Origin of the sequence: Photobacterium sp. WH77 (assembly GCF_022014395.1) — a bacterium.
GTDB classification, from domain to species: domain Bacteria; phylum Pseudomonadota; class Gammaproteobacteria; order Enterobacterales; family Vibrionaceae; genus Photobacterium; species Photobacterium arenosum.
This window is the reverse complement of sequence record NZ_JAKLTE010000004.1, coordinates 119,707-131,669: the sequence shown is the minus strand read 5'-3', so window position 1 is coordinate 131,669 and position 11,963 is coordinate 119,707. Positions and strand designations below refer to the sequence as shown.

Sequence of the window (11,963 nt, the reverse complement as noted above, 5' to 3'; positions counted from 1 at the left end):
ATGTCATTTTCATTGCTGATCCTTACTTTCCTGCAGATGAGCTTTCAGATTGTCGCTCTGTGATTTTTGTTGATGGCCGTTGTCGCCACCTCGCCGCCAGCGATGAAATCTCTCCAGCAATGCCAAAACCCGTTCCGGTTTATTGGCATTTTTCCATACACCTGCTGTGTATTTATTGGCTTCACTCATAGTGGGGTAAGGGTGAACCGTACCCAGAATTTTGTTCAATCCAAGCCCGTGTTTCATTGCCAGGGTAAACTCCGCGAGAAGTTCTCCGGCCTGGTTACCCACAATGGTGGCACCGAGGATGGTATCTTTCCCTTTTGGGGTCAATACTTTAATAAAACCATAGTCTTCACCGTCAGCAATTGCGCGATCTAAATCATTCAATTCATACTGAGTGGTTTCCGCGTCTATGCCCTGAGCTTGTGCTTCTTTCTCATTAATGCCCACACGAGCGACTTCGGGAGCCGTATAAGTCACGGCAGGCAGGACACGGTAATCCACTTTGAATGACTTAAACTGTCCGAACAGGCTGTTTACAGCCGCATACCAAGCCTGGTGTGCGGCGGCATGCGTTAACTGGAACGGGCCGGCAACATCTCCGACGGCGAAAATATTGGGATAGCGGGTTTGCAGGTATTCGTTAACGTCTATGGTTTTGCGTTCGTTCAGCGTGATGCCAAGTTCTTCCAGGCCAAAACCTGTAACATTGGCCACACGGCCTAACGCCAGGATGACCGCATCAAATTCAACCTGATGCTGCTGTCCGTGATTATCCTCAAGGATGACATACTGAAGGGCTTCGCCGGAATCCGACGTTGCAGTGTCAAATTTTACTGCTTTGTGTTGCAGTTTAATGTCTACGCCGTCTTTCATCAGGCTGTCCTGAACCCGCTTTGCCACATCTGCATCTTCCCGGACCAAGAGCTGATCTGTCATTTCAACCTGAGTGACCTGGCTGCCCAGGCGCTGAAAACTCTGTGCCAGCTCACAGCCAATCGGGCCGCCACCCAGTACAAGCAGCTTTTTGGGTTGCTCTGTGATGGACCACAAGGTGTCTGAGGTCAGATAGCGTACTTTTTCAATACCCTCGATGGGCGGTACAACAGGTCGGGCACCGGTGGCTATAACTATGTTGCGTGTCGTGATGCGTGTGCCGTTGACTTCCACTTCCCAGGGAGAAAGGATACGCGCTTCGCCCTGAATGCAGTTTACCCCAAGCTCAGAGTAACGTTCGACGGAATCATGCGGTTCTATCCCTTTGATAACACGGTGAATACGTTGCATGACAGCAGGAAAATCCACCTGGGCTGGCTGGCTGCGAATCCCGAACTCCGGTGCCCGGGTGATAGTATGCAGAGTATGTGCGGCCCGGATCAGCGCCTTAGACGGTACGCAGCCGGTATTCAGGCAGTCACCGCCCATTTGGTGTTTTTCAATCAGAGTGACTTTGGCTTTGACGGCTGCGGCAATATAGGCGCTGACCAGCCCGCCGGCACCGGCACCGATCACAACCATGTTCTGATCAAAACGCTCAGGTTTTTGCCAGCCTTGATAGACCCTCCGCTGTTGGACGAAGGCCATGACTGCTTTGGCGATAAAGGGAAAAATACCCAGCAAAACCAAGGACAGCAGAACAGGCAAAGAAATCAGCCCGGACAGCGACTGAATCTCACCCAGCTGTGTCCCGGCATTTAGATAGACAGCGGTACCAGGCAGCATACCTAACTGGCTTACCCAATAAAACTGACGCGGGCGCATAGGTGTCAGGCCCATCAGCAGGTTTACCAGAAAAAAGGGAACGACGGGAATTAAACGCAGCGTAAAGAGGTAAAAAGCGCCGTCTTTTTCTATGCCACGATTAATCGCGGCCAGACGCAGGCCAAATTTGCGTTGCACCCAGTCTCGCAATAAGAACCGACTGGCCAGAAATGCCAGTGTCGCTCCGATGGAGCTGGCAAAAGAGACGATAAGCAGGCTCCACCAGAAACCGAACAGTGCAGCGCCAAGCAGCGTCATAATGGCAGCCCCAGGGAAAGACAAAGCCGTCATGACAACATAAATGAGGAAGAAAAGTCCGCTGGAGAGCAGAGGGTTTGCGGTAATGGTTGCCTGTAACGAATGCTGGTAAACCTTAGCCTGTTCCAGAGTGAAATAATCGCCGAGATCGAAAGCGAACCAGGCCACGATGGCGCTGACGATGAATGTCAGCAATAAGGGTTTTTTCATATTTTTCATCATTAATTATCTGCGTTGCTGTTGGTTTGCATTGCCATTCGACGGCTCTTGTTTTTGCTCAGTGTGTTTATGATCCTTTGTTAAAGGAATAGTGCAAAACGCCTGAGAAGGGACATCTAACGCAGTATTAAATTTCGCAGACAGGTTTTGAAAGCTGACTAATGCGGTTAACTCAACGATAGCATCTTCGTCATACCACTGTTTGAGGTCATCAATCATTGCTGATGTGACTTTCATGCCTGTTACAGTCATGGCTTCTGTATATGCAAGGACAGCTTTTTCTTGTGTATCGAACAGCGGGCTTTGCTGCCAATCAGGCAGAGATTGTACTTTTTCTACAGACTTGCACCGCTGCGCCAGTCGCATACCGTTGGCATCTATGCAGAATGCGCAGTCATTTAACTGTGAAACACGTACACAAACCAAGGAACGTATCACATCGGATACAGGGGATCGCTTTCGGTCGAGATAGCCAAAAAAACTGGCAACCAGATAAAAGAGGAAGGGGCGGCGTCCCCAAAGCAAAGCCGGGTTCAGGGGTTTGCCAAAGTGCCGTGTCTGCAGCCAGAGCAGTGGACGGATTAAGATCGAATAATGCTGTTTTGTGGTGATGCGCACCTGAAGCTCTCCGGATAAAGCGATTTAATAACATGACCGCGGATACCCGGACAAATTTCAGAAAACAGTCAAATTTGTGTGTTCTTGTTGTTAATTGACTGAAAGTTGAACACTGCGAGGGGCAAGGTGGTTCGCCGCTGTTTTAGGTTCGTGCTGTTCCAGCAACAAATAACTGCTTGCTATTACAGGTAGAAGTGCAATGAGCATGGTTTTGCCGATATGATAATTTCGGTACCAGTGTTTACGTGCTTTGACTTTCAATATGATGCCCCAGAAAAAAAGCAGCATATTGAGCGCAGAAGCAATAATGCTGGGGATCAGCACCTCGTTAACGTTAACTGCGTCAGTGTGCACAAGTGCGACAAGAAAGGCCGGAGGTAACAAACTGATGAAGACCAGGTAACGCATCAGTCTTGGCCATTTACAGAATTTGTCTCTGAAGATGTTGTCAGTCTGACCCGGAAACGGCGATGACGAACGCATGAAACCTCCCTTGGGTGGTGGCAAAACATACATTCTAAAGGTGACAGAGCTGAAGGGAAGCTAACTGATAATCTTGTAACTTGCGTTTGTGAGTTGAGTCTTCATTTTACACAGCCCTGACGGAGCGTCAGGGCTGGAAAGCAGGTTATAAACCGTCAGTGTTCATCACAGGTAATGAAACACTGACAGGGGAAACCTTAATGATGAGCACTTGAAGCTGATGTTTCCAGCTTTGACAATAGCTCATTTCGGCGTTGTGGGGTAATAACAGACCAGTGTTTACCACTGACTGCACCTTCCAATGCCCAGAGCAGATCCAGACTCAATGACTCGTGATGAGATTCCTGCAACGCTTGGAAAGCACCAATAGCACCGACCTCGAAGAGTTGATCAACAGAACTGATACCGGCTTTTTTGAGCATACGCTCATTGGCCAGACGCAGGTTAGGCAGATCTTTAATGCGATTAGGGCTAGCCTGCAGTTTTTTCTCTTTATCCGCCTGGGCAGCATTCAGAGAACGTTCTGCATGTTCCAGGATAACATCAGGGGTTTCCCACCAGTTATCCGGAATGGCATAGTGCTTCGTAACAACAGGAAAACCGCGTTTCTGGTAGACGTACGGTTTGAGGTCTGCTTGTTTGAAGGCTTCTTCATTTCTCGCATTAGCGCGCAGATGCAGCTTGTTGTTAACAACTAGAGCGAACATCGTTTCACCTGCGAAAATGCCAAACCCGCCAAACATAGAGCGAGATTTTATTTGACCAAATTTCTCAAATAAACGAATTGAATCTTTCAGTAATGGTTTGTCCATGCTTCTTTTCTCGGCAATTATTTTCAACAAAAGAAGTCACTTAACAAAGGAGCGAGGATTCAATTATGCACAAGATTATGAATGCTTTGTCATAGCTATGACAAAAACAGTCTATAATCTTCACTTCATCCATCGGCAACCCCGCTACCATGAGTAAAAGCTAATCAAGCAGTTACTTTTAGGCCGGAAGCTTTGCGTCCCATTCTTTCAAATGGTTTGCCTTGTTCGTGACTGTTTAATCATATATCAATAAGACTAATTTGATATGGATCGCACAAAAAAATTGTGAGGCTAATCGCAATAAAAATCGTATAAATTTTACAGAATGCGATGCATTGTCTCATTAATTCCCCCATGGCGTAGTAATATTCCATATGCAAATAGCCGATAGTCAAATTAATATCGGCTGCACGCTACATCACATGGAGGAAAATCGTTTATTTTTTACGTGATTCGTTTTACAGAATGGCGGACAACTAATTCCGGATTGATTTCAAATGTCTGGAAATCGTGACTTTTGCTTTTCACTCTTTCCATCAGGATTCCCACTGCCGTTTTGCCCAAACGCCGCTTCGGCTGGTGGATAGTGGTCAAGGGTGGGGAGAAGTAAGGGGCCAGATCTATATTGTCATAACCGATAATAGAAACATCTTCAGGCACTCTCACGCCGGCTTGCTCAAACGTGCTGATTAATGCCATGGCCATAATGTCATTGAAACAAAAAATGGCTGTTGGACGATCTTTCATAGCAATAAATTCATTGGCTGCAACAACTGCAGATTCACATTCGAAATCACCTTCAAGAATCCAGCCTTCATTGACAGTCAGACCCGCTTCGCGCATCGCTTTATTAAAACCTTTCAACCTTTCACGGCAGGTGGATTTATCTTTCTGACCAGACAAGCAGCCGATTTTAGTGTGTCCATTGTCAATAAAATGGCGGGTTGCCAGGTAACCGCCCAGCTCAGCGTTATCTTGTATATTGTCTGTTTTGGGGCGGGCCGGACCCCAGTCCATGATCACCATAGGCAGATCAGGCTGTCGTTCTAATTGTTCCAGCAACTGATCATCCAGATCAGAGCACATGACCAGTAGCCCGTCGACGCGTTTTTCAGACAGCATGCGCAGATAATCTTTTTGCTTGTGGAGATTACCTTCAGTGTTACAAAGGATCAGCGTATATCCTGCCTTATAGCAGTATTCCTCGACACCATGCACCAACTCTGCAAAAAATGGATTGGTCGATTTGGTCACCAACATGCCGATTGTACTGGTCGTGTTGCATTTCAGGCTGCGTGCGACAGCACTAGGCGCATAATTCAGCTCCTCAACTGCAGTCAGGACTTTCTTCTGTGTCGCCTCCGCTACGAAGCGGGTTTTGTTGATCACGTGTGAAACTGTGGTTGTCGATACACCAGCCATACGTGCAACATCTTTAATGGTTGCCATAGTTGTTCTTCTAGTCTTCAGGCCCTTTGGGCCTCTTTGAGTCTTAATGTTGGCCAGACGTTAAAAAGCCGCTTTATGCATAAGAAAGCGGCAAGAAATGAATGACTCAGGCCTGGTCGTTAATCATGTTCTATCGGTGTTGTGCCATCTGACAATGTCTTGAAAAGATACCCACAACGCACTGTAAAAGAGAACCCGAAGGCTATCGCCCAAGGGAGCGTAAACCGGATAAAAGTTTGACCGCCATTACGCTTCGTTTCATCGGTTAATCGCTTGCGATCACATTTTACTGAGACTCACGCACAGTGCAACGTTTCTCTTGTTGAGTGGAATGATTCTTGATAGAGGTCAATAATAGGATGCAACAATTGTACGCAATTTTAGTGGTGTAAAATCAGCAGAAGGCACAGTTGAATGTGCCTCATGGTTTGTGGCGTTATGCCGACAGGACGACAGGGAAATGCCCGCGCGGGTGAGTCTCTATGATAACAGGGGCACCATACACGGATTGGATATGTTCCGCTGTTAATGTGTGCCAGGCATCGCCATCTGCTTGTATTTTACCGTGGTTGAGTAAGATCAAACGATCGGCATACTCAGCAGCGAGATTCAGGTCGTGAATAACAAGAATGACCGCGGCGCCATTGTCTGCCATTTTTTTTGCCAGACTTAAGCAAGTTTGCTGATGGGCAAGATCTAAAGCAGAGGTGGGTTCATCCAGCATTAATAGACATTGATCACCGGCAGCGCTGAGTTGCGTCAGTACCCTTGCAAAGTGGACACGTTGTTTCTCTCCACCGGAAAGTGAAGGATAAAGCCGCTGGCTGAGATGACTGATACCCACATCGGCCATTTTTTGACGCGTTATGTGCTGGCTTTCTTTAAGACTGAGCTTTAAGGGCATAGTGCCCAATTCTGCAACTTCCTGAGCGGTAAAACCAAAAGACAGCGTACTGTGCTGAGGGAGCACGCCCATATGATGCGCCAGACGGTGGGCATCCCAGTTTTTACGATGCTCACCAAAGATGTAGATATTGCCTTTGGCATGCATTTCCCCCGATAACACTTTCAGCAAAGTACTCTTACCGGCACCATTAGGTCCGAGTAAAGCGGTCAGCTCACCACTGCGAAAACTAATGCTCAGATTATCGAGCAACACTTTACCGCCCAGTGCCAGCGACAGTTTCTCGGCCGATATTGCCACTGGCAGGTTTCTGGCAGCTTGCTTTTTGGGTTGACATATTATGTGGTGGATCATTGCAAACGACCTCGCTGTTTTGTAAGCAGGACGATAAAAAATGGCGCGCCCAGAAGGGCTGTGATAATACCTACCGGCAGCTCGGCGGGCGCGGCGACAACGCGGGCTAGCATGTCGGCAATCAACAGGATCAGTGCGCCCAGCAGTGCGGAAAGGGGCAACAGTGTTTTATGGTTAGGGCCAGTTAACATGCGGCCAAGGTGCGGCACAATCAGTCCAATGAAGCCAATCACACCGGAGAGCGAGACGGCCACGCCAACACCGGCTGCACACAATAGAACCAGTAAACGTTTCAATGCTTGTACATTGACACCTAAATGCTGAGCCTCAGATTCGCCCAATAAGAGGGCATTTAATGCATTTGCCTGGCGAGTGAACAGGCAGAACAGGGTGGCTAGAGTAACAAAAGACAGGGCAATACCTGGCCAGGTCGCCCCCGCCAAAGAACCCATAGTCCACAGTGAGAGATCACGCAGTGCCTGATCATCGGCATAGAAATTCAGCAGCCCGAGCGCTGCACCGGATAAAGCGCCAATCGCCACGCCAGCAAGCAACATCACTGTGACAGAGGTGCCGGTTTTATCTGTACCGAGAAAGTACACAACCCAGGTTGTGATAGCGCCACCGGCAAAGGCAAAAACCGGTACGGTTCCAAGGGTCAGCAGCAGCGGGAATGACGCTGCCAGTGAGCCGAACAAGACTATGGCTAATGCAGCGCCTAAACTTGCTCCGCCGGCAACGCCTATAATGCCGGGATCAGCCAGCGGGTTTCGGAACAGTCCCTGCATGACCGCGCCACAAAGCGCCAGCACAGCGCCGATGGCAATACACAGCAGTGTGCGTGGTAAACGAACTTGCTGAATAATCAACTCAATATGGGGAGCCACTTTCTGCTGCCCCGGCAGAATAACCTGCCAGATGTCGGAGAACGAGATAGCCATTGGTCCGACAATGATGGAACAACATGCCGCAATGGCCAGTAACAGACATGTCGAGGGCATGATGGCTGACGTTGGCACTCGCAGTAATGACAACAGACGGATGCGTTGCATCCTTGAATGAGACATGCTTGGGTCAGACATGGTTTTACTGGCCATACAGAACCTGATTCAATCGCTCGGCTTCTTCAAGACTCTTCAGGTTCAAGCCGCCAATCAGGGCAGTACCGTCAATGGTATATAACGCATTGTTCTGACCAGCAGGTGTCGCTGCCAGTAAGGGTAAGCTTTTTAACAGACCGTTGAGTCCGCCTATCGACTGGCTGGCATGAGTACTTAGCAGGATGATATCAGGTTGCATCTCCACCATAGCTTCCGCAGATAAGGGTTTGTAAGATTCAATGGCTGTAGCCGCTGGATTCATGCCGCCTGCGAGCCTGATAACCGTATCCGCAGTGGTGTGGCGTCCCCCAACCATAGGTGCTCGCCCGGCATGAATGGTCAGAAAGAGAATACGTTTAGGTGTGTGTTTGTCTGCCAGACGCGATTCAATTCGCTTCACTTGCTGTTGAATCTGGCTGTTTAGCTGTGTTGCCTGGGCCTGTTTCCCCGTGAGTTGACCTACTTGCTCGACACGCTTGAGCAGATCATTAATGGTATCGCCCGAATTAAGGATGTCGACTGAGATACCCGCCTGGCGAAGCAGAGAGAGTGTAGTTTCAGGCCCCATTTCTTTAGAACCCACGACCCGGTCGGGCGTCAGCGCGATGATGCTTTCCGCGGAAAGCTGTCTGTGATAACCAAGGGTTGGAATGCCATTACCGGTATAAGCTTTACTGGTGATATCGACACCAACAAGCTGACTCTCTGCGCCCATTGCCACTATGAGTTCGGTAATGCCGGAACCTGCACTGATTATTCGTTCTTCTGCCCATGCAGATGTGGCAGCGAAGAAAAGAGCAACAGACAGTACGGCGCGTTTCATGAAAATCCCTCAATGTGATTGCAGATAGTCTTGATAAATCAAAGCAATATCAATTGCTTATGGAGTTCTGACAAAATATCTCAAATGAAATACAGATGAAAATCAATATCACACAAATGATATTGTTATCACAAGTGATAATTATTATTAATCGCGTCATTATCCATGAATGCTAAACAATATCAATTATCATTTGCAAAAGGACATAGAGCACCTTATCATTTTTACAAATACAATTAATTATCATTATTTTTTGTGTGTTGCTGTGCTTCTGCATGCCGATAAGGCTGACAGGCTATGAGGGCCGACTTTGCAAGCAGCATGATGAAGGAGAGCGTGAGTGTTTGAGAAATTCAGTTTGGCAACGCTGAAAACAGAAGTTGGTGCGATGCTGGAAGAAAACCCGAATTTGCACGCAGTGCTGATAGCGGAAAAGCTGGGTGTGACTGAGGGCGAAATCATCCTGGCCTTACCGGATGAACTTGTTACCCATATTGCAGGGGAGCATGCTCAGGCTATTTTAGAGGTGCTGCCGGAGTGGGGAATGATGACAACCATTGTTCACTCTATGGGATCAATCTTTGAAGTAAAGGCGCCATTTCCGAAAGGTAAAGAAGCGCGTGGATACTACAATCTGATTGGGAAAGCGGGTGAAATGCATGGCCACCTGAAGCTTGATCGCGTGTCGGATGTGGTTTTAGTCAGTAAACCTATGCAAGGAAATGAAAGTTATTTCATTGGTTTTCTGGCAGACAATGGTGAGTGTATTTTTAAAATTTACCTTGGCAGGGATGAAAAGCGACAGCTTATCCCTGAGCAAGTTGAGAAATTTAATTCGTTGAAACAGGCTTTTGTTGGAGAAGAAGTGTAATGAGCGAAGTGAAACAAGAACGTCTGCAAAACCGTCTGGAGCCACAAATTCAGGCGTTCAGAGATGCTTGTCAGACACTGCAGTTGGCAACAGTAGACTCAGAAGGAAAGCCGAATGTGAGCTATGCGCCATTTGCTTTGTTGGATGACGGATACTATGTGCTCATTTCGAAAATCGCCCGACATGCCCGAAATCTGCTGGAAAATCCGCAGGTATCTCTGATGATGATCGAAGATGAAGCAACCTCTAAAACGATTTATGCACGTACCCGTTTAACATTCGAAGCCAATGTTGTACTGGTAGAACGTGACACTGAGCGCTGGCAATTGGGTGTTACAGCGTTAAAAGCGCGTTTCGGTGAGATTGTTGACGGGCTGAGTGGCCTGGAGGATTTCAAACTATTCCGTCTAGAGCCGACTCACGGCCTGTTTGTTAAAGGTTTCGGTCAGGCATTTCAAGTGACTGGTGATGATCTGATCGATTTTGTCCACCTGACGGAAGGGCATAAGCGCATTGATGATAGCGATGATGTAAAGTCAGCCTGATAGCTATTTATACAAAAAAACGGACAGTTTACTGTCCGTTTTTTTATGGTGCGTTTTAATGACTGAGATTGGCTTGAGAAAGAATGCGCGCTGTTATTGCGTTAATCTTTGGCAAGCTTTGCTGGCTGGTTAATGCCAGTTGCTTCTGCTCTTTGAGCACATCACTCAGAATGTCTGGTGTTGTCAGAGGGTTAGCCAGTACCACACGAAAGACTGTAGTGATCCGGCGATCCCATTGTTCTGGCATCAAACGTGTTCGCGAGACAAAAGACTTACCCGATTCACGCTGACGTTTCTGGATGTACTGAGTCAGATCGTTCAGGGCTTCGTGAATGGCCTGTTTGTCTTCATCGTTAGCAATAGCCAGCGCCTTTTGTGTATCTTCAGGCACGTAACGATAAGTCAGCAAACACAGCTCTGGTGCTGATATCAGTTCAAACTCGGGGTCAGATTTGATCAGCTCAGCAAAGTAGCGGGCTTTCTCGATACTGTTGTTGATCAGTAATTCATATCCCTGGCGGCTGATAATATTCAGGCTGGCAAACACCAGCATCGCCATACCATTTCTGGATCCTTCAAGCGTATGGCTGCCAAGATCTTTGGAGCCTTTACGGAGTATGTATTCTGCATGATGTTCAATTGCAGCCATAGAGGCGGGATTTTTAAAAATCACCATACCCGCACCCATAGGGATATACAGCTGTTTATGGGCATCAATGGTTACTGAATCTGCTCGCTCGATGCCTTTCAGTAATGGACGGTATTTATTGGACATCAAGGTCGCACCACCCCAGGCCGCATCAACATGGAAATGGCAATTGTGCGCGAGAGCGATATCGGCTAATTCATCCAACGGATCGATGTTGCCTGTTTCTGTCGTTCCGGCAACGCCAACAATCGCAAAGGGTTTGATATTTCTGGCTTTGAGACTTTCGATGGTGTTCTGCAGATCTTCGGTACAGATCTTATTATTTTCGTCGGTTTTGATCGCAATCAGGCAGTCTCTGCCAATGCCGAGCACATCGGCGGCTTTTTTCAGTGAATAATGCCCGCGTTCCGACACCAGTACAGCCAGATCATCATAGCCGTAATGTTTCATCGCCCGAAAAAGGCCTTCCTGCGCGACCCCTTTAAAATCACCTTCTGGCTTTAGCAGGTTGTTACGGGCAACCCATAGTGCGGTGATATTCGCTATTGTTCCGCCCGAACAAAATGCGCCTAAAGAATGTTCAGCACTGTGCATCCAGCGTTGATAAAACGCATCTCTTTCACCGTAGATCAGATTGTGGAGAATCCCCAGTACCTGCCGCTCAAGTGGCGTGAAGGCCTTTGAGGTCTCGATTTTCACCAGGTTCTGGTTGAGGCCAATCATGATCTTTGACAGCGGCATCAAAAAGTAGGGCAGAGCCGATGTCATATGACCAATGAAAGTGGGTGCGGATGTGTGAACAGACTGAGCAACCAATTTTTCCAGTAAGAAATGTGTATGTTCAGAGACAAAACTGGGTTGCTCTGGCACAGAAGCACAAGAGAAATCTTTTTCAATTTCAGTCAGCGGCTTTTCCTGGGCGGCAATGTGAGTCTGTAAAAAGGCGTTGAGGTTTTCGGAGATCTCTTTCTCGATCCGACCAAGCGTGGAGTCGGGGGCTTCCGGCACGGTAAAGATACGGTGCAGGGTATCAAGAGATGCTTCAGCTTGTCTGTTTTCCACTGCCATAATGAGTTGTTACTTTTAGTTAACGTCGGCAAATCCGGCTAATTTA

Annotated in this window: 11 protein-coding genes and 1 riboswitch; of the genes, 2 read left to right on the top strand and 9 right to left on the bottom strand. The window is 47.8% G+C overall.

From position 1 onward, the window contains the following. Nucleotides 1-9: 9 nt before the first annotated feature. From lpdA to L6J37_RS05630, 8 genes are all read right to left on the bottom strand, one after another. Nucleotides 10-2,232 carry a dihydrolipoyl dehydrogenase gene (gene lpdA, locus L6J37_RS05665; RefSeq protein ID WP_237794455.1) on the bottom strand — a complete coding sequence of 741 codons (2,223 nt, stop codon included), beginning with the start codon at nucleotides 2,230-2,232 and terminating at the stop codon, nucleotides 10-12. 15 nt (nucleotides 2,233-2,247) lie between these two features. Further along, nucleotides 2,248-2,859 (bottom strand): carboxymuconolactone decarboxylase family protein, encoded by a 612-nt coding sequence (locus L6J37_RS05660; protein ID WP_218384739.1) that lies wholly within the window; start codon nucleotides 2,857-2,859, stop codon nucleotides 2,248-2,250. Nucleotides 2,860-2,949: 90 nt separating this feature from the next. Continuing rightward, on the bottom strand, nucleotides 2,950-3,342 hold the full coding sequence (locus tag L6J37_RS05655) for a hypothetical protein (protein ID WP_237794454.1): 393 nt from the start codon (nucleotides 3,340-3,342) through the stop codon (nucleotides 2,950-2,952). A 197-nt stretch (nucleotides 3,343-3,539) separates the two neighbouring features. Beyond that, nucleotides 3,540-4,154 carry a TfoX/Sxy family DNA transformation protein gene (locus L6J37_RS05650; RefSeq protein WP_192016576.1) on the bottom strand — a complete coding sequence of 205 codons (615 nt, stop codon included), beginning with the start codon at nucleotides 4,152-4,154 and terminating at the stop codon, nucleotides 3,540-3,542. 131 nt (nucleotides 4,155-4,285) lie between these two features. Further along, a riboswitch (cyclic di-GMP riboswitch) is annotated at nucleotides 4,286-4,385 on the bottom strand. A 213-nt stretch (nucleotides 4,386-4,598) separates the two neighbouring features. Beyond that, nucleotides 4,599-5,603 (bottom strand): substrate-binding domain-containing protein, encoded by a 1,005-nt coding sequence (locus tag L6J37_RS05645; protein ID WP_237794453.1) that lies wholly within the window; start codon nucleotides 5,601-5,603, stop codon nucleotides 4,599-4,601. Nucleotides 5,604-6,039: 436 nt separating this feature from the next. After that, nucleotides 6,040-6,861, bottom strand: a complete 822-nt coding sequence (locus tag L6J37_RS05640) for a heme ABC transporter ATP-binding protein (RefSeq protein ID WP_192016578.1) — start codon at nucleotides 6,859-6,861, stop codon at nucleotides 6,040-6,042. Then, nucleotides 6,858-7,913 carry a FecCD family ABC transporter permease gene (locus tag L6J37_RS05635; RefSeq protein ID WP_419555448.1) on the bottom strand — a complete coding sequence of 352 codons (1,056 nt, stop codon included), beginning with the start codon at nucleotides 7,911-7,913 and terminating at the stop codon, nucleotides 6,858-6,860. Before L6J37_RS05635 ends, L6J37_RS05640 begins: the two co-directional genes overlap by 4 nt. 34 nt (nucleotides 7,914-7,947) lie before the next feature. Then, nucleotides 7,948-8,784, bottom strand: a complete 837-nt coding sequence (locus L6J37_RS05630) for a heme/hemin ABC transporter substrate-binding protein (RefSeq protein ID WP_192016579.1) — start codon at nucleotides 8,782-8,784, stop codon at nucleotides 7,948-7,950. Nucleotides 8,785-9,172: 388 nt separating this feature from the next. Here L6J37_RS05630 and hutX point away from each other — a divergent pair, with 388 nt between their 5' ends. Next, complete coding sequence (gene hutX, locus L6J37_RS05625; RefSeq protein WP_192016644.1) at nucleotides 9,173-9,655, top strand: heme utilization cystosolic carrier protein HutX; 483 nt, start codon at nucleotides 9,173-9,175, stop codon at nucleotides 9,653-9,655. Beyond that, a complete protein-coding gene (gene hutZ / locus L6J37_RS05620; RefSeq protein WP_192016580.1) occupies nucleotides 9,655-10,200 on the top strand; it encodes a heme utilization protein HutZ in 546 nt (181 codons plus the stop codon). The genes hutX and hutZ overlap by 1 nt, the downstream gene beginning before the upstream one ends. A 55-nt stretch (nucleotides 10,201-10,255) precedes the next feature. Here the strand turns inward: hutZ and panP are convergent, their stop codons facing one another. Further along, complete coding sequence (gene panP, locus L6J37_RS05615) at nucleotides 10,256-11,917, bottom strand: pyridoxal-dependent aspartate 1-decarboxylase PanP (RefSeq protein WP_192016581.1); 1,662 nt, start codon at nucleotides 11,915-11,917, stop codon at nucleotides 10,256-10,258. Nucleotides 11,918-11,963: the final 46 nt, after the last annotated feature.

Coding starts and splice junctions, on each gene's coding strand:
- L6J37_RS05640 (WP_192016578.1), bottom strand. CDS start 6,861: ATGATCCACCACATAATATGTCAACCCAAAAAGCAAGCTGCCAGAAAC.
- L6J37_RS05630 (WP_192016579.1), bottom strand. CDS start 8,784: ATGAAACGCGCCGTACTGTCTGTTGCTCTTTTCTTCGCTGCCACATCT.
- L6J37_RS05655 (WP_237794454.1), bottom strand. CDS start 3,342: ATGCGTTCGTCATCGCCGTTTCCGGGTCAGACTGACAACATCTTCAGA.
- L6J37_RS05645 (WP_237794453.1), bottom strand. CDS start 5,603: ATGGCAACCATTAAAGATGTTGCACGTATGGCTGGTGTATCGACAACC.
- L6J37_RS05635 (WP_419555448.1), bottom strand. CDS start 7,913: ATGCAACGCATCCGTCTGTTGTCATTACTGCGAGTGCCAACGTCAGCC.
- lpdA (WP_237794455.1), bottom strand. CDS start 2,232: ATGAAAAAACCCTTATTGCTGACATTCATCGTCAGCGCCATCGTGGCC.
- hutX (WP_192016644.1), top strand. CDS start 9,173: ATGCTGGAAGAAAACCCGAATTTGCACGCAGTGCTGATAGCGGAAAAG.
- L6J37_RS05650 (WP_192016576.1), bottom strand. CDS start 4,154: ATGGACAAACCATTACTGAAAGATTCAATTCGTTTATTTGAGAAATTT.
- panP (WP_192016581.1), bottom strand. CDS start 11,917: ATGGCAGTGGAAAACAGACAAGCTGAAGCATCTCTTGATACCCTGCAC.
- hutZ (WP_192016580.1), top strand. CDS start 9,655: ATGAGCGAAGTGAAACAAGAACGTCTGCAAAACCGTCTGGAGCCACAA.